The sequence below is a fragment of the Glutamicibacter sp. genome (assembly GCF_035257265.1).
GTDB lineage: Bacteria > Actinomycetota > Actinomycetes > Actinomycetales > Micrococcaceae > Glutamicibacter.
Genome location: NZ_DATEXC010000053.1, coordinates 124,166 through 145,238, shown reverse-complemented (window position 1 = coordinate 145,238; position 21,073 = coordinate 124,166). Strand labels below are relative to the sequence as shown.

Here is a 21,073-nt window from a genome sequence, read left to right as displayed (position 1 = left end):
TCGGGTACTTAGCTAAGAACCTGCCCGCACGCCTTTCGAATGTGAGGTGTGCGGGCAGGTTTTTTCGTTGCCGTGGGGTATTTAGTATTTTTGCGACATGCGTCACATTTGGGTTCGGAAGTTAACAAAAAATGCCGTCGAACAAAGTTTTCACTCTGTTCGACGGCATCTGCTTTGTGCCCAAGGTGGGACTCGAACCCACACATCTTTCGATACTGCATTTTGAGTGCAGCGCGTCTACCGATTCCGCCACTTGGGCGAGCACATTGACGAGTTTACTAGAGGTTTCGCAGATTTCCTAATTGGGAACCTCGCGTCATCGCCTCGATAATCGTACATGCAAGTAGGCTTAGATAGGAAACCGGAGCAGCGCGGCTCGCGGAGAAATAATTCTTTACTTCTGTCAGCACCCCGGCAGAAACGCAGACCACGAAGGAAGGCGCCCTATGAGCGAGCTACCAGAAATCACCAAAATTCCCTCCGAGGCGCCCGCCAGTGCGCGCAGGGTGCTCGTGGCCGAGGATGAGACGCTGATCCGCTTGGATATCGTCGAAATCCTCCGCTCCGAAGGCTACGACGTGGTCGCCGAGGTCGACAACGGGCAAAGCGCGCTGGAGAAGGCGCGTGAACTAAAGCCTGACCTGGTTCTGATGGACGTGAAAATGCCGGTGATGGACGGTATTACCGCCGCGGAGAGCATCGTCAAGGAGCGCATCGCCCCGGTAGTCCTGCTCACCGCGTTTAGCCAGAAGGAACTGGTGGAGCGCGCACGGGAAGCCGGTGCCATGGCCTACGTGGTCAAGCCTTTCACTCCTGCGGATCTCACGCCGGCGATTGAAATTGCGATCTCCCGCAACGATGAGCTGCGCGCCTTGGAATCCGAGGTGAGCAACCTTGCAGAACAGTTCGAAACCCGTAAATTGGTCGATCGAGCGAAATCGCTGCTGATTACCAAGATGGGGTTGACCGAGCCAGAGGCATTCCGCTGGATCCAGAAAACCTCCATGGATCGCCGGTTGAGCATGCGCCAGGTCGCAGACACCGTGATCGACCAGGTTAAATAACCGAAGCAAAGTACTCCAACGCCGGGAAACCCGGCCATGTGCGTCAAGCCACCTATGGTTTGGCGCACATTTTTTAGTTTAAAAATGAAATAATCCGGCCAGTTTGCGCGAGTTTGGTCAAAGCACGCTAACTGTTCACCCAGATTTTGCCGCTTAGGCGTTGACAGTTCAGATTGACGTATCTGCTCAGGGGCATAAGATTGAAATTGCGCTTTGAGCCCAATCCGGCACGACACTCTTTGCACCGGATTTTGACACTCTCAGCCCAAGTTCTTTTTCCTTGCCGTTCGACCCTCAGGCTGGTATTCAATGGATTTGACGCTAATCGTCGTCCTTGTCATCGCCTTGGCGTTGTTTTTCGACTTCACCAATGGTTTCCATGACACGGCCAATGCGATGGCCACTCCAATCGCAACCGGAGCAATCACTCCAAAAAAGGCTGTAGCTCTTGCCGCAATTTTGAACCTTGTCGGCGCGTTCCTCTCCACCGAGGTAGCAAAGACTATTTCAGGCGGCATCATCAACGAGGACCCCACTACGGGCGTGCAAATCATGCCCGAAATGATTTTTGCGGGTCTGATGGGTGCAGTGGTCTGGAACGTATTCACCTGGTTGCTCGGACTTCCTTCAAGCTCTTCCCACGCATTGTTTGGTGGCTTGGTGGGTGCGGCGATCGTCGGTGCCGGGTTTGGCGCTATCGATTACGGCGTGCTGCTGTCCAAGGTGCTGCTGCCAGCACTTTGCGCTCCGCTGATTGCCGGTATCTCCGCGTACCTGTGCACGAAGTTGGCGTATTCAATAACCAAACGTCAAAACGGTGCCTCGCCTAAGCGCGGTGGCTTCCGTTACGGACAGATCTTCTCCTCGTCGCTCGTGGCACTTGCCCACGGCACCAACGATGCGCAGAAGACCATGGGCGTTATCACGCTAACACTCGTTGCCTCCGGCCTGCAGACCGCAGGCACCGGCCCGCACTTGTGGGTTGTGGCTACCTGTGCGATCGCGATCGCGCTTGGCACCTACACCGGTGGCTGGCGCATCATCCGCACCATGGGCTCGGGACTCACCGATGTTAAGCCAGCACAGGGCTTTGCCGCCGAGGTTTCTACCGCATCGGCGATCCTCACCTCCTCACACCTGGGCTTTGCACTGTCGACCACTCAGGTCGCTTCCGGTTCCGTCATCGGTTCCGGACTGGGACGTAAAGGCGCCGAGGTGCGCTGGGGTACCGCCGGCCGTATCGCTTTGGGCTGGTTGTTCACCCTTCCAGCGGCGGCCATCATCGGCGGCCTAGCCGCTTGGCTCACCCACACCGGTGCGGTGGGCGTGGGAATTGTCGCCGTAGTCGGTGTCGGAATGCTGCTGCTCTTCTGGTACCTGTCACGCAAGAACCATGTGGGACACGAAGACACCCTGTCAGACATCGATAATTCGGGTGCTGCGGTGAACATTCTGTCGAAGAAGGAGCGCCGTGCTCGTGCTAAGGCTGAAGCGAAGGCTTCCCGCAAGGCTGCACAGGAAGCCATGGACAAGGAGCCAGATAACTCATGATCGATTGGTCAGCATTTCTTATCGTTGCGCTGGTTAGCTGGATTGCGGCCCTTTGCATCGTGACCGCCTATTCCTTTGGAGTCCGGCTACTTGCCGTGGCTCGCGACGAAGACAGTAATACCTCGGTCAGTAAGTTCGGCGCGTACCTCTGCTTCGGCGTGTGCGGCGTGATCGTGCTCTTCGGCGTGGTGCTTATCGTTCCGCAGTTGAGCCGGGCAATTCTGGGCGCGTAGCTGCGCCTCACCGGTAGTGCCTCACAACTAAATATTGCCTTCGATGGAGGCACCCCTAGACTGGAGCTATGACAAGCTTCAAGTACTACGTGGGTGCCTCCATCGACGGTTTTGTGGCCGATGAGGCCGGCGATACGCACTGGCTGCGCCCCTTTCGTGAACTCGCCGGATTCCGCGGCGACATGCAAGAGTTTTTTGACAGCATCGGCGCGGTGGTGATCGGCGGGAAAACCTACGAAACCATCGTCCGGGACGTCAGCGAAGGGCACCTGCAGTGGCCTTTTGGCACCAAGCCGGTATGGATTTTCACGCATCACGAACTGCCTACGCTGCCCGATACCGACCTCACCTTTATTCGCGGTGAAATTAGTTTCTGGAGCCGGGATATCGCCAAAAGTGCCGGGGCAGGCGATGTCTGGCTGGTTGGTGGAGCGGATTTGGCTGGCGGATTCATTCAGGCCGGGATACTTGATGAGCTGACGGTGATCACCGTGCCGGTGTTCCTGGGCAGCGGGGTGAACATCTTTGGGCGTAACGCTAAGGCGCAACTGTCTGAACTGAAAATTCGCGAGCTCGGAGACGACATCTTCGCCTCCAGCTACGCGATTTCCTAACTGCCAGTCAGCTGTTCACGGGCAAGAGCATGTTGGTGATTCGGGCGGTGGCCACCCGCTGGCCGTCATCGTTGGTGATGATGATTTCATGGGTGGTGATGCGCCTGCCCAAATGAATCGGGGTGCACACACCGGTGACCAGTCCTGCGCGCCCGGCCTTATGGTGGGTGATGTTCAGATCAACACCGACCGGGTTGGTCTTGCCTGCACCATGCAGCGCGGCGGCCATCGAGCCTAAAGTCTCGGCCAATGCGGCCGAGGCACCGCCGTGCAAAATTCCCACTACCTGCGTGTTGCCAGCCACAGGCATGGTGGCCGTGACACGGTCGACGCTGAACTCGGAGAAGTGAATATCCAGCTTCTCTACCAGCGTGCCCACACCGTGTCCGTGCAATGCAGGCCACATTGCCCGGGGCACACCGTGCTTGGTTAATTGGTCCGCAAAAGGATGTGCTGAAGATTGCTCGGCGTGAGAAGTGTAATTGTCGCTCATGACAACTAGGCTAAAAGGCGTGAGCGAAACTACCAAAACGACATCTGCGTCGGATAAGAAACTTCTGATCATCGATGGGCATTCGATGGCCTTCCGCGCGTTCTATGCGCTGCCCGCCGAAAACTTTGCGACAAGCACCGGCCAGCATACAAATGCCGTCCACGGATTCGTCTCCATGCTGTTGACGATGATCCGCCAACAGAAGCCCACGCACGTCGCGGTGGCCTTCGACCTGGACACCCCCACCTTCCGTTCCCTGGAGTACACCGAATACAAAGGTGGGCGCAACAAGACTCCCGAGGAGTTCTACGGCCAGATCGACCTCATCGCGCAGGTGATGAAGGCGATGAACATTCCAAGCATCACGCTGGAAAGTTTTGAGGCCGACGATATTCTGGCCACCATGGCCACCAGGGGTGAAGAAGCCGGCTTCGAGGTACTGGTGGTTTCCGGGGACCGTGACGCGTTCCAGCTGATCACCGACCGGACCTTGGTGCTCTACCCGAAGAAGGGTATTAGCGACATTCCACCGATGGACGCCGAAGCGGTGGAAGCCAAATACTTTGTACGCCCCGAGCGTTACTCGGACCTGGCCGCACTAGTGGGCGAAACCGCCGATAACTTGCCAGGTGTGCCCGGGGTAGGACCTAAAACCGCAGCGAAGTGGCTGACCCTCTACGGCGATCTGGACGGAATTCTGGAGAACGCGGAATCCATCAAGGGTAAGGTCGGCGAGTCTTTGCGCGCCCACGTGGATAACGTGACGCGTAACCGTCGGTTGAACCAGTTGCGCCACGATTTGGAACTGCCGGTGACCTTGGAGGAAACCGAGTTGGTGGCACCAAACCGCGAAGAGATCGAAAACCTCTTTAACGCACTGGAATTTAACACCCTGCGCAAGCGACTCTTTGACCTGTTTGCCGCGGAAGAAGATGAAGAGCAGCCCGAAGCGGCGGTTTTTGAACTTCTGGAAGCGAAAGACGCGGGCGCTTTGGGTGAGTTTATTGCCGCCGGGCAGGGCGCGCCGATTGCGGTGCAGTTGGCGGTGACCGGCGCAGAAGCGGTCGGCGTGGCGCTATTCCGCGAGGGTAAGGCGATCTGGCTTGAACTGGCCGGGCTGGATGAGGACAGCGAAAAGGTGCTGGCCGATTTCTTGGCCGATGGGCAGGCACCGAAGATCTTCCATGATGCCAAGCTTGCCAAGCACCGGTTGATCGAACGTGGTTTTATTGTCGCCGGACTTGGCGATGACACGCTGATTAGCGCATATCTGATTCAGCCTGATCGGCGCAGCCATGAGCTGGTCGATTTGGTGCAATACCACCTGAAGTACACGGTGCCGGTGCCCAAACCGGCGAAGAAGGGGGAGCTGGATCTCGGGTTGACCGCGGATCTGGCCGAACCGACGCTCGCGCAGGCGCAGGCAATCTTTGACCTCTCCGCGTTCTTGGCGATTAAGGTTGCCGAGAAGCATGCAGCGCAGCTGGCCGCCGAGATGGAACTGCCGCTGATCGACGTGCTCTTTGATATGGAACGTGCGGGCATTGCGGTGAGCCGTGAACGCTTGGACGAACTCAATGCGCATTTCACCGGGCAGGTTGAGCAGGCCACGAAGGAAGCCTACGAGTCAATCGGCCACGAGGTGAACCTCTCAAGCCCGAAGCAGCTGCAGGTGGTCTTGTTTGAAGAGCTGGATCTGCCGAAGACGAAAAAAATCAAAACCGGTTTCACTACCGATGCCGAATCCTTGCAGGATTTGCTGGTGAAAACCCAGCACCCATTCCTGGTCGCGCTGATGGCGTACCGCGAGGCGATTAAGCTACGCCAGACCGTGGAAGGGCTGCTGAAATCCATCGGTGACGATGGCCGGATTCACACCACCTACGCGCAGACGGTGGCGGCCACCGGGCGGCTGTCCAGCCTGAACCCGAATTTGCAGAACATTCCGATCCGTTCCGAAGAGGGCCGGCGTATCCGCGACGTGTTCATCGTCGGCGAGGGCTACGAAACCCTGCTGACCGTTGACTATTCGCAGATCGAAATGCGTATTATGGCGCACCTGTCCGGGGACGAAGGGCTGATCGAAGCCTATGAAAGCGGCGAGGACCTGCACCGCTATGTCGGTTCGCACGTCTTTGGGGTGAGTCCTGCGGAAGTGAGCTCCGAGATGCGGTCCAAGGTCAAGGCGATGAGCTACGGGTTGGCTTATGGGCTGAGCTCCTTTGGGCTGTCCAAGCAGCTGAAGATTTCCGTGGACGAGGCGCGCACGCTGATGAAGGACTACTTTGCACGCTTTGGTGCGGTGCGCACCTACCTGCGTGCGGTGGTTGACCAGGCGCGCAAGGACGGGTACACGGAGACTATCTTCGGCCGGCGCCGGTACCTGCCGGAACTGAACAGCTCGGATCGACGTTTGCGTGATATTGCCGAACGTGCGGCATTAAACGCACCGATTCAGGGTTCGGCAGCGGATCTGCTCAAGGTCGCGATGCTGAAGATTTCGCAGCGGTTGCGCGAAGGATCGTTCAAATCGCGGATGCTCCTGCAGGTGCACGATGAATTGGTGCTGGAGATTTCGGCCGGCGAGCTGGACGCGGTCCAGGAATTGGTCACGCACGAAATGAGCCAGGCCGCGGACCTGCTGGTGCCGTTGGACGTCCAGCCGGGCATCGGCAAGTCCTGGCATGAGGCGGAGCACTAAAGCCAGTTCAGAATATTCACGGCCGCCGGGGTGCCCCATTTTGGGTGCGCGCCGGCGGCTGTGAACCCACAGCATTCAGGGTTGCCCACCGGTCAGCCTGCGAAAGGTACAAACCATGAGTTCTGCGATACCCCAGGGCATTGACCTCGAATTTTTTGCTGCCGAACAGGTAGCCCGGGGACCTGAGGAACGTTGGGTGTCCTTTTCGCGTGCCGTCGGGCGGGGTTTTCACGACCCCGGCACGGATGCGGACAGCGAGAAGATTCTGGCCGAGATGGACCTGAAGGACGGTGTGCAGTACATCGGGGCCTACGATCGCTCGGCGCTCGCGCCAAGTTTGCATGTCAGTGACCCGGTGGGCACGTACCAGTATTATCCCGGGACGCTCAATGTCGGCGGGCGCAAGAACCTGGCGGTGCACCAGATTACCGCGGTGACGGTGAGCCCGACGCATCGACGGCGCGGAATATTGCGCTCGATGATCACCGCGCACCTGGAGCAGGCCGAGCGTGCAGGGGTGCCGGTGGCCGTGTTGACCGCCACCGAAGCCACAATCTACGGGCGATTCGGGTTCGGCCTGGCAGCCGAGCAGTGCCGTTTTGAACTGGATGTTGCGCAGGGGGCGCGGCTGCGCCGGCCGCATACCGGAAGCGTCGTAGCAGTGGATCCGGCCAGCATCGAGGAGCTGATGCTGGCGCTGCGCGTTGAGCATCAGCGCCGCACCGTGGGGGCGGTCAGCCACCGGAGCTTCGATATCGGGCGCGATACCGGGGCGTGGGAAAACCACGGGAACCTCAAACCGGTGAAAAATCTGCGCGCCGCGGTGCATTATGACGCCCAAGGAACCGCCGATGGGTATTTGACCTACACTTTTGATGGGTGGGCCAAAGAACCAGCCACGATGTCGGTGAAAACCTTGTGCACTACTAATGGTGCCGCCCGCCTTGAGCTGCTTGACTATTTGGGCGCACACGACCTGATCAAACGCGTGGCCGGCTCTGCTCCGGTTGATGATGTGTTGCCGATCGCGCTTGAAAACCCGCGAGCCTACCGGGTGCTCGGTCGCGATGATCACCTGTGGTTGCGTATTTTGGATCTGCCGGCCGCGCTGTCGCAGCGCACATACCACGGTCATGCGCAGCTGGTGATCTCGGTGCGTGACGAGCTGGGTTATACCGCTGGGACCTGGCAGCTGCAAGTTGTCGACGGGAACATGGTGGTGGCGCGCGTCGAAGGCCAAGATCCTGAGGTCTGGCTTGATTGCCGCGAGTTGGCCAGTCTTTATTTGGGCACCCGCAGCGCCACACAGTTGGCCGAAGCCGGATTGCTGGAGACCGCTGCACCGCAGCTGCTCACCGTGCTTGATCGGGTCTTTGCTGGCCGGCAAGCACCCTATTGCCAGGTGGATTTTTAACCCCATGCAGTCAAATACACCAGTAGTGAACGCTGGGTTGTCACGTCGTCGGTTGTTACGCTTTGCTTTGGGCGGCGGTGCCGGAGCGGTGGGTCTGCTAGGTTTGGCGGCGCTGAGCGGATGCACGAAGTCGCCCGAAAACTCAGCAACGTCGGCTGCCGGGCAGGCATCTGCACCGGCGACAGCCAGTGCCTCCGTGCCAGCGTCAGACCCGACGAAGGCCAGCGCGAGCGCGGAACCGTTGTTCAGCCCTAGTTTGAGCAAAAAAGAAGCGACGGCCCAGTTTGGCCAGCGTGCGCCAGGGCAATTCGGACTTGAGATACCGGGTATTCAGCTCGCGCTGCCCTCCGGGGTGCAGGGCGTGGCGCTGACCTTTGATGCCTGCGGGGGAGCCCATGGCAGCAAAATGGATCATCAGTTGATCGAAGTATTGCGCACACATAAAACCCCGGCCACGTTGTTCGTCAATCAGCGGTGGGCACGGAGTAACCCGAAATTGCTCACCGAGCTGATCGCAGATCCCTTATTTGAGATCGCAAATCACGGCACCAAACATGCCCCGCTCAGTGTTGCTGGGCAGCAGGCGTATGGAATACCGGGCACCGGGTCTGTCGCGCAGGCCTATGACGAAATTGTGCTCAATCAGCGATATTTGGCGCAGGAATTTGACGTCCAGGCTCGTTTCTTCCGTTCGGGGACGGCGCATATGGATCAGGTGGGTGTGGCCCTCTGCCGGAAACTGGGGTTAGTGCCGATGAACTTCACCGTGAATATGGATGCTGGGGCGACGTTCCCGGCAGCGAGTGTTGCCGCGCAGGTGAGCGCGATGAAGCCCGGGGATGTGGGGATCGGGCACTTTAATCAGCCGAATTCTGGGACCGCACGCGGAATAGATCGTGGGCTGAAGAAGCTGGCGGACAACGGGATAAAGGTCCTCCGGCTCACCGCTGCTTGAGGCGGCGGGGAGCGGAGTGTGTGAGCGGATGCCCGCGGATCGGGCAATGGAAAAGCCTAAACGTAAGGAAGCTCACAAAGTGAAGCTGTCGATCTTAGACGTTTACGCTTTGACCCGCGCTTAGCCCGGCGCGTAGACTTAGGAAGGCGTGTCATGGCTTTGCCATGTCCGCAGGTAAACTTTACCCACTCGAAACTCCGGGACTTCCGGGGTTTCGACTGATCAAATCTATCCACAACGGAGTCCCTACTACATGACCATCACCTCGAACGAGAACAACAGCGCACCAGTCGTTGCGATTAACGACATTGGATCTGCTGAGGACTTCCTGGCCGCAGTCGACGCCACCATCAAGTACTTCAATGATGGTGACCTCGTCGAAGGCGTCGTTGTTAAGGTTGACCACGACGAAGTTCTGCTCGACATCGGTTACAAGACCGAAGGTGTCATCCCTTCCCGCGAGCTTTCCATCAAGCACGATGTTGACCCAGGCGACGTTGTCGCTGTTGGCGACAACGTCGAAGCCTTGGTTCTGACCAAGGAAGATAAGGAAGGCCGTCTGATCTTGTCCAAGAAGCGCGCTCAGTACGAGCGTGCCTGGGGCGACATCGAAAAGATCAAGGAAGAAGACGGTGTCGTTACCGGTACCGTCATCGAGGTTGTCAAGGGTGGCCTCATCCTGGACATCGGCCTGCGTGGCTTCTTGCCAGCATCGCTCGTCGAGATGCGCCGTGTGCGCGACCTGGCACCGTACATCGGTCAGGAAATCGAAGCCAAGATCATCGAGCTGGACAAGAACCGCAACAACGTTGTTCTTTCCCGCCGTGCATGGCTCGAGCAGACCCAGTCTGAGGTTCGCTCGACCTTCCTCAACAAGTTGGAAAAGGGCCAGGTTCGTCCGGGCGTTGTTTCCTCCATCGTCAACTTCGGTGCATTCGTGGACCTTGGCGGCGTAGACGGTCTCGTCCACGTTTCCGAGCTGTCCTGGAAGCACATCGACCACCCATCAGAGGTTGTCGAAGTTGGCCAGGAAGTAACCGTAGAGGTTCTCGAAGTCGATCTGGACCGCGAGCGCGTTTCGCTGTCGCTGAAGGCTACCCAGGAAGATCCTTGGCAGACCTTCGCCCGCACTCACGCGCTGGGCCAGGTTGTACCAGGTAAGGTCACCAAGCTGGTTCCTTTCGGTGCGTTCGTTCGCGTCGAAGACGGCATCGAAGGCCTTGTCCACATCTCCGAGCTTGCAGTGCGCCACGTTGAGTTGGCCGAGCAGGTTGTCTCCGTGGGTGACGAGCTGTTCGTCAAGGTCATCGACATCGACCTGGAACGCCGCCGCATCTCGCTGTCGCTCAAGCAGGCTAACGAAGGCGTGGACCCAGAGGGTACCGAATTCGATCCAGCTCTCTACGGCATGGCCGCAGAGTACGACGAAGAGGGCAACTACAAGTACCCAGAGGGCTTCGATCCAGAGACCAACGAATGGCTCGAAGGCTTCGACACCCAGCGTTCGGCTTGGGAAGCACAGTACGCTTCCGCTCAGGAGCGTTGGGAAGCACACAAGAAGCAGGTTGTTGCTGCAATCGCTGCCGATGCAGAAGCAGAAGCAGAACCAGCCGCTACCGGCGGTTCGTCAGCTGCTGCTCCAGCATCGTACTCCTCGGAGGCACCAGCCACCGATGCAGGCACCCTGGCTTCGGACGAAGCATTGGCTGCACTGCGCGAAAAGCTGACCGGCAACTAATTTCGATTAGTGCTCGTGAGCTTAGCGAAGAGCTGAGTAGACGCTGAATGAGAAGGTCCAACCCATTGCGGGTTGGACCTTTTCTGCTTAATCAGATGCATCGCTGGTGAATTGCTAGTCATCCTTCGTGCTGAGTGTGAAGCCTGCAGATCGACCCAAAGATGGAGTGCGCGCAGAATGTAACAGCTATAGACTAAATCCTGTGGGTCTCCAAGTCGGGGCCGGTGAGGGATAAGCATGAAGCAGGCAAAGAGCAGCAACGCTTTGATTGGTGATCTTGCCACCGAGGGGAAGCTGGTACCTTTTTACTCGGTCGGCATCGATGAGTGGCGCGAGGTGCCTGGGGCGCTGCCCAATATGCTGGTGATCCTTGCCAGCTGGATTCCGTTAATAGCTTTGAACGTCTACCTGTTTCGTTTCGCTTTCCCGCAACGACCAGAGATGGAAGTCGGAAAACTGCTGACCTTCTCGGTCATTGCCGCCTGTATCGCGATCATGTGGGCCGCCGCGCGGATCGCCCCGTGGTTGGCTCTGGCTGCAACCGCCACGCTTTACCTCATCTTGCAGCCAACGGGAATCGCGCAACTGGTAGTGCTGGGATGTGCGGGGTGGTTTGTGCTGCTGGCGCTCAGCGGAATGATCAACCAGTGGCGGCTGATCCTCAGACTGCGCCGATGGCGAGCACATGCGACCTCCACGGTGCTGATCCCGAGCGAACAATTACGACAATTGCGCGTCTACCGGCATCTGCCGAGCACTCTCTGGTATTTGGCCTTAGGCTCGATCCTCTACCCGCTGCTGAAGCTCACCTGGCAGTTCCTCACCGATGCCGAGCAGGTATTTTCCGACCTGGATCCGGCGCGCATCGACGGGTTCTTGATCGGAAGCGTAGCACTGGGACTGTGCCTGATCGTGTTATTGGTTCGTTGGGTCGAACAGGGCATCGTGGGGCATATTGCGCTGGAAGTCCCGTTGGCCAGCGATTTAGGGCCGCTAAGTTTTGTGGCGATCGGCGCCTCAGTGGCACGCGAACCGGAAAACGGCGTGCGATGTGAATGTACCGACCCCACTGAAGATTCCAAGAGCAGCGAATATGAGCAGTTTGTTGAATGTTTGGATCGGTGTGCGGTGCACGGGGTGGCAGCGGTCAACGCGTTAAGCGAGGCTGAATTTACTCGGATTGCCGATCAGCCGTGGGTGTACGGCGAACATGCCAATGACCGATTGCTGCGAAAAACTGATCGACTGGTGATCGCCGGGTTCAGCGGGTGGGACTCCAAGCCGGTGCGTTTGCAGGTAAACACGGTGTTCGGGCAGGGGAGTGTTGCGCCGGCGAACTACCTCCCGAAGCGAGCCACCGAACCACTGTGCCGGGCCAAGCGAAAAATGTCATGGCGAAACTGTGTTGATACCCCACTGGTGGTAGAGGATTTTAACCCCGCCGCGATGCGGGTGTTGGATCAGATTCCGCTGGGTGCGCTGGGACTGACTGGATATGCGGTGCGCGTGGCTGGGCAACGACCATTTCTTGTTGACCACCCGGTGCGCTAAACCTCGGGGCGGTCATTGATCGTATTGCGACGTGGCCTTTGGGCAGGGTCCATAAATTTGGGCAGGATCACCTGGGGCAGGCCGCCATTGGAGATGACCTTGAAGATTCCCGCATGCACGTCGTGATGATGCGCGGTGCACAGGCAGCAGCCAAGATGCACGGCGGTCGGCCCGCCAAGGAACCACCACCAAATATGGTGCAGTTCGCAATGTTCGGGGGCAACGGTGCACCCGGGCACAATGCAGCCGCGGTCTCTGGCCTTGATCGCACGGCGCATATAGGCCGGGAAATTTCGTTGTTGGCGTCCGATATCCAAAATTTCTCCGCGGCCACCGAGTACCAGGGGAATGATTTTTGCTCTGGCCAGAGCCTGGCGCAGTTCCGCGGGGCGCAGCGTGAAGCCATGTTCGGTGACCCCGTAGGTTGTGGCCAGACCGGTGAGTTCGGCTAAGGAAAGGTGAACCATGATGGTGGGCTGGACTACCGGAATTTCTGCATTTTCGAGTTCCGCCAGCTGCGTTGAAGCTTCACTGTCGTGATTTTTGAGCAGCAACTGGTTTAGCTTTTGACCATTGACCTTCAGCAGCATTAACAGCGCCTGCAAACGTCGCCGGGCAACGCTTGCTTCGATGAGCGGATTCCAGGTGGCGCTGGCTGCTTCGGCCTCGGTCACAAAATCGGGATGTTCGGCGGTGGTGGCTGGAGATTGCCCGGCGGTCGCTTGCCGGCTGGCCGCACCGGCTGCGGTGCGTGGGTTATCGGCCTGGTTGAGCAGCGACTCGAATCCGTCGGCGTCCAGTGGGATCAGCCGTACCTCATAGATGATCAGACCGTCTCTTTCGCCTTTGCGATACACCCCGGCGCCGGACTGTGGGTCCGTTACCGCGTGTTGTTCCCTGGCGGATTTGATCAGCCGGTTCAATTTTTTGGTGCGAGTTCTAGGTTCTGGCTCGGCTAGTACCTCAAGTGCTGCCTCTTCGAGCAGTTGGCCGGAGGCATTCTGGGCGCTGGCGGTGGTGGGGGAGTCGAATTCACCGGCAGCCGGTTCGAACTTTTCTAAACGGCGAGCCGTGCTCAGCGTCTCACGCGGATCCGGACCAGCGGTATTAAACCGCCTGGCAAGGGCCGTGAATTGTGCGGGGCAGCGGTTACCTTGGGCATCGAACTGGCAAATCATCAGGTGGGAGTCTGTCACCCGGCGTCGGGCTTCAAAAAAGTCAAGGTTGAGCCAGACGGAGAGCAGCTCGGCCGCGCCCTTAAAGCTGGGGCGGGAAGCGGTGAGCATCGGGGCAGCTGCCAGATCACAGGCGTTGGTCCGCAGGGCGTCAAGCTCGGTGACGTCTAGTTGGTGGGCGCCGGTGGCCTCGATGAGGTGGGCGCAGTGAATCTGGGTGCGTACGGTTTCATGAGCCAGGGCCTCGGTGCCGGCGGCCAGCAGCAGTGCGGCCCGAGGATCGGCCACGGAATTCAGGTGAGTGCGAATGGCGGATTGAAGTTCTGGGGCTACCGCGGACAGGGCAATGAGCTCGGAGGTGGAAAGCGCCTGCGAGCTGGCCAGGGTTGTGTGCAGCTCGGTGAGCAGCTGCATGATCCGCGTTGTCATAAAGCCAGTGTGCGCGCGGGGCCGAGCCCGGGATTTAGCTCAGCTGCCGGATGTGGATAAGGCTAGCGGCGGCGGATCGAACGGGTCACGGTGAAGGTTGCGTTGCGCGCCAGCTGTGTGGTGGGGCCGATGCGGCGGGTCAGTTCGCTGCGGTAGCGCAGGTGCGAGTTGAACACGCAGAGTAGTTCACCGCCGTCGGCAAGGACGCGGGCGGCCTCATCGAACAACTTTAATGCGATCCCCGCGTGCACGGTGTTGCCGATGTGGAACGGCGGGTTCAACGTGATTAATGTGGCGCTGGCCGGCGCATGGCGGCTGAGTCCGTCGTCTTGTACCGCGGTGATCCGCTTGGCAAGACCGTTGGCCTGCGCGGATAGGCCGGTGGAGGTTACCGCGGAGGCCGAATGATCGGAGGCGTCGACGCGCAACTGCGGGTGGTTGAGCGCCGCATACACACCGATGGAACCGTTGCCGCAGGCCAGATCGAGCAGGCTGGTGTGCGCGCTGAGATCGGGCAGGTTTTCCAGCAATAACCGGGTGCCCGGATCTAAGCGCTGTGCCCCGAAGGTGGCAGCCCCGGCGCGCAGGGTGAACTCGGTCCCGTTGACGGTGTGGGTGGCGCTGCGCGGGTAGTCGCGGACGGATTGCTCCGGCTGCGGGCCGCTGGTGGAAAGTACGCGCGCCTTTTGCCGGGCGAGGGAGACATCGAGGGTGGAAAAATATTTGCTGAGCGTCTCATTCATCGTGCGGTTCATATGCTTGAGCATGCCACCGGCATGCACAATGGCCGCTGGGTCGCAGGCGGAGGCGATAGCTGCGGCTTGCTCGTCGAGCACGTCAAGACCGCGAGGCAGGCGCAGCAATACCAGCGAAGCGTCTTGAGCCACGGAATCGAGGGGGACAAATTGAACGAATTTGACCGCGTGCGGGGCGAGAGCTTGCAGGTTGGCGGTGATTGCGCGGCGGGACGTCAGCGAATCGGTATGCACCCGCAGCGTGGTGGCTCCGGCCGCCAGGGCGCCCAGGCTCAGCGCACCGTAGTGGTCACCGATGATGGACACGGCCGGCGGCCAGTGCGTAACGGTATCGAGGATGAGCCGGTCCGCGGCGTCGTGGGCGAAGAGGTTTTGCCCCTCGACCTCGGGCCAGCGGCGTAGCTTGTTCAGCAGTTCGTGAGTCATGAATCCACCCAGGTGGTGTGGCCAGCGCGGAGCAGCCCGGCGCCGGAGGTGAGTGTGGCGATAAAAGTGTGCAGTTGTTCGGTGGCGGCTGGTTCGTCGCTGATGCCGATGCTCAGCACCGCATGGGCGTCACCCCAGTGCGTGTCGCCGAGTTGATAGCCGGCGGAGCGCAGCTCGTTTTCCCAGCGTGCGGCCCACCCATGATCGGCAGCTAGCTCAAAGATGCGCAGCCGCTGCACGGTGCAAAGACTCGCCTGGGATAGTGCCTGGGAGACCGAGTCCGAGTAGGCGCGTACCAATCCGCCGGCGCCGAGTTTGATGCCGCCGAAGTAGCGTACGGTCACCGCGAGGATATCGGAAAGATCCGTTCCACTGCTGGTGCCGCGTTTTGCCAGTGCCTCAAGCATCGGCAGCCCGGCGGTTCCCGAAGGTTCGCCGTCGTCGTTGGAACGCTGGGTCATTCGATCCGGGCCAAGAATGAAGGCGCTGCAGTGGTGCCGGGCGTCAAAATGGGTTTTGCGTAAGGAAGCGATGTGGGCGCGGGCCCCGGCCTCGGTCTGCACCCGGTATAAGTAGGTGATGAAGCGCGAACGCTTAATTTCGAGCTCATGCACCGCGTCGACACGAAGCGTCGTGTAGCTGGTCGCGGCCGAGTCGTTGGTGTTCATCGTACTTAGTTTATAGGGTGGTAGACATGATCCATGTGGGACTGACCGGCGGCGTGGCTTCCGGCAAATCGGCAGTAGCAACACAATTGGCCAAATTGGGTGCGGTAGTAATCGACGCGGACAAGCTCGCCCGTGAGGTGGTGGCGCCCGGAACCGATGGCCTAGCGCAGATCCGGCAGGCCTTTGGCGAGGCGGTTTTTGCCCCCGATGGTTCGCTGGACCGGGCGGCCCTCGGCGCGCTGGTCTTCAACGACGAGGCGCAACGACTGAAGCTGAATGCGATCGTGCACCCGTTGGTCCGCGCCGGGGCTAACCGTCTGCGTGCCACCGCTTGCGGCGAGGCGGTAGTGGTCGAGGACATCCCCTTGCTCGTCGAATCGGGGCAGGCGGATCGTTTTGATTTGGTGCTGGTGGTGCAAGCGCCACATGAAGAGCGGATTCGGCGGATGGTTGAAGACCGCGGGTGGAGCGAGGCCGAAGCCGAATCCCGGATGGCCGCGCAGGCCAGTGATGCCGACCGCGCGGCGATCGCCCATCATTTGCTCATGAATGATGGCACACTTGAACAGCTCCAGGCGCAAGTGACCGAACTATTTGAGAAGGAAATAAACAGCTGATGCAGAAAATTTCGAAGTGGACGATGCTCGTCAGTTTTGCTGTGGCACTGGTGCTTTGGTTGGGCTTTGGCGGACGCGCTGAATTTGTCGCCTCGGACGGTCCGTACTCGCCGGTGGTTTATATCTCCGGGTGGATTGCCTTACTTGGATTGCTCTCGGCTACCGTGCTTACCGTGGGTTTCTTCGGCGCACAGATTCGCCGGACCGCCACGCGTAACGCGATTCGCACCGGAATGCGCCTGGGCGGCAAGTAATTTCACGTTCAGCAGGTACTCAGGCGTAGGCGAGTGTCGGTTGCGCTGGTTATGCTGGACTCATGAGTCTTGCCCAGCCGATTAAACGTGTAGTAGCTCCCTTCGAAGTCATCAGCGATTATGTTCCGGCGGGGGACCAACCCACGGCGATTAAAGAGCTGACCGAACGGATCAACGGCGGCGAAAAAGATATTGTGCTGCTCGGCGCTACGGGTACCGGTAAGTCCGCTACCACCGCCTGGCTGATCGAACAGGTACAGCGCCCCACCTTGGTGCTGGTGCAGAATAAGACCCTCGCCGCGCAGCTAGCCAATGAATTCCGCGAGCTGATGCCGAATAACGCGATCGAATACTTCGTGTCTTATTACGACTACTACCAGCCCGAAGCGTATGTGGCACAGACCGATACCTTTATCGAGAAGGACTCCTCGGTCAACGAAGAGGTGGAGCGGCTACGCCACTCGGCGACCAACGCGTTGCTTACCCGCAGAGATGTGATCGTGGTGGCAACGGTCTCGTGCATTTACGGTTTGGGTACGCCGGAAGAATATGTAGCCGGCATGGTGACGGTGCGCAAAGGCGAAGAATTAAACCGCGATGCGATGCTGCGCCAGTTCGTCAACATGCAATACACGCGCAACGATATGGACTTTCACCGCGGAACCTTCCGGGTGCGTGGGGATACCGTGGAGATCATCCCGATGTACGAGGAGCAGGCGCTGCGCATCGAGTTCTTCGGTGACGAGGTGGAAGCGATCTACACCCTGCACCCGGTGACCGGTGAAGTGATCCGCGAAGAAACTGAGATGTACATTTTCCCGGCAAGCCACTATGTTGCCGGTGCCGAGCGCATGCACAAGGCGATTAAAACCATCGAAGATGAGCTGGCAGCTCGACTCAAAGAACTTGAATCGCAAAATAAGCTCGTCGAAGCCCAGCGGTTGCGCATGCGCACCACATATGACCTGGAAATGATGGAGCAGATGGGCTTCTGCAACGGCATCGAGAACTATTCACGGCATATCGATGGACGTGAATCGGGTAGTGCGCCGCACTGTTTGCTGGATTATTTCCCCGATGATTTTTTGATGGTCATCGATGAGTCCCATGTCACCGTGCCGCAGATTGGTGCGATGTATGAGGGGGATATGTCGCGTAAGCGTACCTTGGTGGAGCACGGGTTCCGACTGCCTTCGGCCATGGATAACCGGCCTTTGAAGTGGGACGAGTTCTTGGAACGCATCGGTCAGACCGTGTATCTTTCGGCGACCCCGGGCAAATATGAGCTGGGCAAGGCCGATGGTTTTGTGGAGCAGATTATTCGTCCAACAGGACTGATCGACCCAGAAATCATCGTGAAGCCAACCAAGGGGCAAATTGATGACCTGCTCGATGAGATCCGCGTGCGTGTAGAACGTAATGAGCGCGTATTGGTGACCACGCTGACCAAACGAATGGCTGAGGACCTGACCGATTACCTCACCGAACATCAGGTCCGCGTGCAGTACCTGCACTCCGACGTTGATACGATCCGCCGCGTGGAGCTGCTGCGTGAATTGCGGATGGGCTCTTATGACGTGTTGGTGGGAATTAACCTGCTGCGTGAGGGGTTGGACTTGCCGGAGGTTTCCCTGGTCGCGATTCTGGACGCCGATAAACAGGGGTTCTTGCGTTCGGCGACCTCGCTGATTCAGACCATTGGCCGTGCTGCGCGTAACGTCTCCGGCCAGGTGATCATGTATGCGGATAAGATCACCGATGCCATGGACAAGGCCATTGATGAGACCAACCGCCGCCGCGAGATCCAACGGGCGCACAACGAGAAGCACGGTATCGATCCGACTCCGTTACGCAAGAAGATTGCCGATATCACCGATCAGCTGGCCCGCGAGGATGCCGACACGCAAGAGCTGCTGAACAACAATCGGCTGGCCAAGGACGCGAAGCGCACAAAGTCCTCGAAAATCCGTCAGGATGGCTTGGCAGCCGCGCCGGCGGAGGACCTGTTGGGTCAGATCGAAGAGATGACAGCCCAGATGCATGCGGCCGCCGGGGAACTGCAGTTCGAACTGGCGGCGCGTATTCGCGACGAGGTGGGCGAGCTAAAGAAGGAATTGCGTCAAATGAAAGATGCCGGCCACGCGTAACACGATGTTAACTTTGGCTGGCTAACTAGTGTTTGATAAGTAGTTATACGGTTATTCAGGTTCGCAGAGAGGGGCAGGAAGTGCGTGATGGCATTCATCACGCGTCATGGATAAGGCTTGTACGCTAGACTTTACTCTCGTACGTAGGGGAGTATCCCAAATGCTGTGAACGTCAACACGCGAACCATCGAAGCTTCGCCGGGCGCAGCAGCCGAACAAGATTTAGTTCTTGACGGCGGAGAGACTTGCGAATCTTTGTCCTAACCTTACGACGGAAGGCTACTCCTTTATGGGTACTTCAGGGTTAACACTCCAATTTGAAATCATTGCCTTGGTGGCGCTCTGCGTTGTCCTGTTGCTCGATTTGCTCTATGTGGTCAAGCGACCGCACGAACCATCGATGAAGGAAGCCGGAATTTTTGTTGGCTTCTACATCGCACTTGCAATAATTTTCGGTGGAATTGTCTGGTGGCAGGCAGGTTCGCAGCTAGGCCAGGAGTTCTACGCCGGCTGGATTACCGAATACTCGTTGTCGATTGACAACCTCTTTGTCTTTATTATCATCATGACCCGCTTTGCTGTGCCGCGTAAGTACCAGCAAGAGGTGCTGATGTTCGGCATTATCATCGCGCTGGTGCTGCGTGCAATCTTCATTATTGCCGGTGCAGCGATGATCGAACACTTCTCCTGGATCTTCTACATCTTCGGTGCGTTCTTGCTCTGGACCGCTTGGCACCAGCTGAAGGATGACGATGACGAGGACGAAGACAGCGATAGCGGGATCGTCAAGAAGCTGACAAGCAAGTTGCCATTTGCCAAGGAATACGACGGCAACAAGCTGCGTACCGTGGTAGACGGTAAGAAGCTGTTCACCCCGATGGTGATGGTTTTCATTACCATCGGCATGACCGACCTGCTGTTCGCAGTGGACTCGATCCCGGCGATCTTCGGTCTGACCAACTCGGCGTTTATCGTCTTCACCGCGAATATCTTCGCGTTGATGGGTCTGCGTCAGCTGTACTTCCTGCTCGGTGGGCTGATGAACCGTTTGGTCTTCCTGAAGCACGCACTGAGCTTCATCTTGGCGTTCATTGGCGTCAAGCTGGTACTTCACGCACTGCACACCAACGAGCTGCCATTCATCAATGGCGGTGAAGGCTTCGCTTGGGCTCCAGAGATTCCAACCAGCATCTCGCTGATTGTTATTCTGGCGACCATCGTGATCGCTACGGTCTTGTCGCTGTGGACCCCGCTGGGTCGCAACGCGGCAGCGAAGGCCGAAGCTGCAGAGGCTGAAAAGGCAGCTGCCAAGGCCTCAATCGAAGGCGAGCAGGAGTCGGGTAAGTAACCGAAACCACGCTACAAAGAATACCCGCCGCAGCTGCTTACCCAAGCAGCTGCGGCGGGTATTTTTCTGTATTAAATAAGTCTGGAGCGGGACTCGCCAATGCGGCTAAGCCACGCTCCAGACTGCTGTACGCGGGTACTAATTCGTCGGGGTGAGAATGATGCGCAGCGGTGCGAGCAGTGCTTCTTCCTCGGCGGGCAGTCCGAAGGTCTCGGCCAGCATCACGATGAACGCGCCACCCATGGTTGGGTGCAACATGTGGTGGTTGGTGTAGACCAACGGGATCTCGTCTTCGTCCTCGTCGGGGTCCACCTCGTAGGCTTCGGTGTCGATTGGACGTGCCAGCACCAAGTGGTCCCCATTTTCTATGAACAGCAGTTCATAGCGGTAACCATCTTCGTAAAGCAGAATGCTGTTCGGCTTGTCCGAGGGACCGAAGTACTCGGGGTTTTCGGCAACGAATGGCAGTTCGGAAACTTCTTGCCAATTGACCGCCAGGTTCACGAAGTCGGTGAGTCGCTCGGCAAAGTCTTCGGCGGTGAGTTGGTACTCAGGGTCGAAAGTGTAAACCGGTTCAAAATCGGCGTCCGAATCGTCTAACGCTGGGGTAGTGACAAAGAATGCCTCGCCATGGAGCACGAGTGCGAAGTCGATGTCAGAGTCTACAAATTTGTAGACCAGTCCATCTTCATCGGCGCGGTCTAAAGCAATGTTGTATGGCACGTGGGCGGCTGCGATGACGCCGTCCAACTCTTCGACCTTCGAGACCAGATCGGCTGGAACATCGACACCATTAATACTGTTTCCCATAGTGTTCCTTTCGATCTTTATGACGGGCAAGATGCCCTTATGCGAAACCTAGCACGGCGGTCGTGGCAATGTGTGACAAGCCACTCCGTGTGCTGGGTCTGACGCGAAGCAAGAACGGAGAGGCTGCCCC

Annotated in this window: 18 protein-coding genes and 1 tRNA gene; 13 read left to right on the top strand and 6 right to left on the bottom strand. The window is 58.5% G+C overall.

Annotated features, from left to right (window positions below):
* Positions 1-177: 177 nt before the first annotated feature.
* Positions 178-259: transfer RNA gene (locus tag VJ369_RS14830), tRNA-Leu, on the bottom strand.
* 187 nt (positions 260-446) lie between these two features.
* Between VJ369_RS14830 and VJ369_RS14825 the strand changes: the two genes are divergently transcribed.
* The 4 genes from VJ369_RS14825 to VJ369_RS14810 all read left to right on the top strand — a co-directional run bounded on the left by VJ369_RS14825 (position 447) and on the right by VJ369_RS14810 (position 3,462).
* The gene (locus VJ369_RS14825) at positions 447-1,064 is read left to right on the top strand and encodes an ANTAR domain-containing response regulator (protein WP_324092826.1); all 618 of its coding nucleotides are present in this window, start codon (positions 447-449) and stop codon (positions 1,062-1,064) included.
* 309 nt (positions 1,065-1,373) lie between these two features.
* Positions 1,374-2,615: an anion permease gene (locus VJ369_RS14820; RefSeq protein ID WP_324092825.1), complete on the top strand. Its 1,242-nt coding sequence runs from the start codon at positions 1,374-1,376 to the stop codon at positions 2,613-2,615.
* Complete coding sequence (locus VJ369_RS14815) at positions 2,612-2,848, top strand: hypothetical protein (RefSeq protein ID WP_324092824.1); 237 nt, start codon at positions 2,612-2,614, stop codon at positions 2,846-2,848. Before VJ369_RS14820 ends, VJ369_RS14815 begins: the two co-directional genes overlap by 4 nt.
* Before the next feature lie 68 nt (positions 2,849-2,916).
* Complete coding sequence (locus VJ369_RS14810; protein WP_324092823.1) at positions 2,917-3,462, top strand: dihydrofolate reductase family protein; 546 nt, start codon at positions 2,917-2,919, stop codon at positions 3,460-3,462.
* A 7-nt stretch (positions 3,463-3,469) separates the two neighbouring features.
* On the opposite strand, the gene VJ369_RS14805 is transcribed toward VJ369_RS14810, so the two are convergent.
* Positions 3,470-3,955, bottom strand: coding sequence for a hotdog fold thioesterase (locus tag VJ369_RS14805; RefSeq protein WP_324092822.1), 486 nt, complete (start codon positions 3,953-3,955; stop codon positions 3,470-3,472).
* Between VJ369_RS14805 and polA the strand changes: the two genes are divergently transcribed.
* From polA to VJ369_RS14780, 5 genes are all read left to right on the top strand, one after another.
* Positions 3,954-6,656: a DNA polymerase I gene (gene polA / locus VJ369_RS14800; protein WP_324092821.1), complete on the top strand. Its 2,703-nt coding sequence runs from the start codon at positions 3,954-3,956 to the stop codon at positions 6,654-6,656. The two genes, VJ369_RS14805 and polA, sit on opposite strands and share 2 nt — an antisense overlap.
* A 115-nt stretch (positions 6,657-6,771) precedes the next feature.
* A complete protein-coding gene (locus VJ369_RS14795) occupies positions 6,772-8,070 on the top strand; it encodes a GNAT family N-acetyltransferase (RefSeq protein ID WP_324092820.1) in 1,299 nt (432 codons plus the stop codon).
* Between the two features lie 4 nt (positions 8,071-8,074).
* Entirely contained in the window at positions 8,075-9,025 is a 951-nt protein-coding gene (locus VJ369_RS14790) for a polysaccharide deacetylase family protein (RefSeq protein WP_324092819.1), read from the top strand.
* A gap of 253 nt (positions 9,026-9,278) precedes the next feature.
* Positions 9,279-10,763, top strand: a complete 1,485-nt coding sequence (gene rpsA, locus VJ369_RS14785; RefSeq protein ID WP_096253801.1) for a 30S ribosomal protein S1 — start codon at positions 9,279-9,281, stop codon at positions 10,761-10,763.
* A 237-nt stretch (positions 10,764-11,000) separates the two neighbouring features.
* Entirely contained in the window at positions 11,001-12,314 is a 1,314-nt protein-coding gene (locus VJ369_RS14780; protein WP_324092818.1) for a hypothetical protein, read from the top strand.
* On the opposite strand, the gene VJ369_RS14775 is transcribed toward VJ369_RS14780, so the two are convergent.
* The 3 genes from VJ369_RS14775 to VJ369_RS14765 form a co-directional block, all read right to left on the bottom strand.
* Positions 12,311-13,918 carry a hypothetical protein gene (locus tag VJ369_RS14775; protein ID WP_324092817.1) on the bottom strand — a complete coding sequence of 536 codons (1,608 nt, stop codon included), beginning with the start codon at positions 13,916-13,918 and terminating at the stop codon, positions 12,311-12,313. The two genes, VJ369_RS14780 and VJ369_RS14775, sit on opposite strands and share 4 nt — an antisense overlap.
* A 62-nt stretch (positions 13,919-13,980) precedes the next feature.
* Positions 13,981-15,099: a class I SAM-dependent methyltransferase gene (locus VJ369_RS14770; protein ID WP_324092816.1), complete on the bottom strand. Its 1,119-nt coding sequence runs from the start codon at positions 15,097-15,099 to the stop codon at positions 13,981-13,983.
* The gene (locus VJ369_RS14765; protein ID WP_324092815.1) at positions 15,096-15,767 is read right to left on the bottom strand and encodes a YigZ family protein; all 672 of its coding nucleotides are present in this window, start codon (positions 15,765-15,767) and stop codon (positions 15,096-15,098) included. The genes VJ369_RS14770 and VJ369_RS14765 overlap by 4 nt, the downstream gene beginning before the upstream one ends.
* A gap of 26 nt (positions 15,768-15,793) precedes the next feature.
* Here VJ369_RS14765 and coaE point away from each other — a divergent pair, with 26 nt between their 5' ends.
* The 4 genes from coaE to VJ369_RS14745 all read left to right on the top strand — a co-directional run bounded on the left by coaE (position 15,794) and on the right by VJ369_RS14745 (position 20,133).
* On the top strand, positions 15,794-16,384 hold the full coding sequence (gene coaE / locus VJ369_RS14760) for a dephospho-CoA kinase (protein ID WP_324092814.1): 591 nt from the start codon (positions 15,794-15,796) through the stop codon (positions 16,382-16,384).
* The gene (locus VJ369_RS14755) at positions 16,384-16,638 is read left to right on the top strand and encodes a hypothetical protein (RefSeq protein WP_324092813.1); all 255 of its coding nucleotides are present in this window, start codon (positions 16,384-16,386) and stop codon (positions 16,636-16,638) included. The genes coaE and VJ369_RS14755 overlap by 1 nt, the downstream gene beginning before the upstream one ends.
* A gap of 62 nt (positions 16,639-16,700) precedes the next feature.
* The gene (gene uvrB / locus VJ369_RS14750) at positions 16,701-18,785 is read left to right on the top strand and encodes an excinuclease ABC subunit UvrB (RefSeq protein WP_324092812.1); all 2,085 of its coding nucleotides are present in this window, start codon (positions 16,701-16,703) and stop codon (positions 18,783-18,785) included.
* 289 nt (positions 18,786-19,074) lie between these two features.
* Positions 19,075-20,133 (top strand): TerC/Alx family metal homeostasis membrane protein, encoded by a 1,059-nt coding sequence (locus VJ369_RS14745; RefSeq protein ID WP_324092811.1) that lies wholly within the window; start codon positions 19,075-19,077, stop codon positions 20,131-20,133.
* Between the two features lie 138 nt (positions 20,134-20,271).
* On the opposite strand, the gene VJ369_RS14740 is transcribed toward VJ369_RS14745, so the two are convergent.
* Positions 20,272-20,943 carry a hypothetical protein gene (locus VJ369_RS14740; protein WP_324092810.1) on the bottom strand — a complete coding sequence of 224 codons (672 nt, stop codon included), beginning with the start codon at positions 20,941-20,943 and terminating at the stop codon, positions 20,272-20,274.
* Between the last annotated feature and the right edge of the window lie 130 nt (positions 20,944-21,073).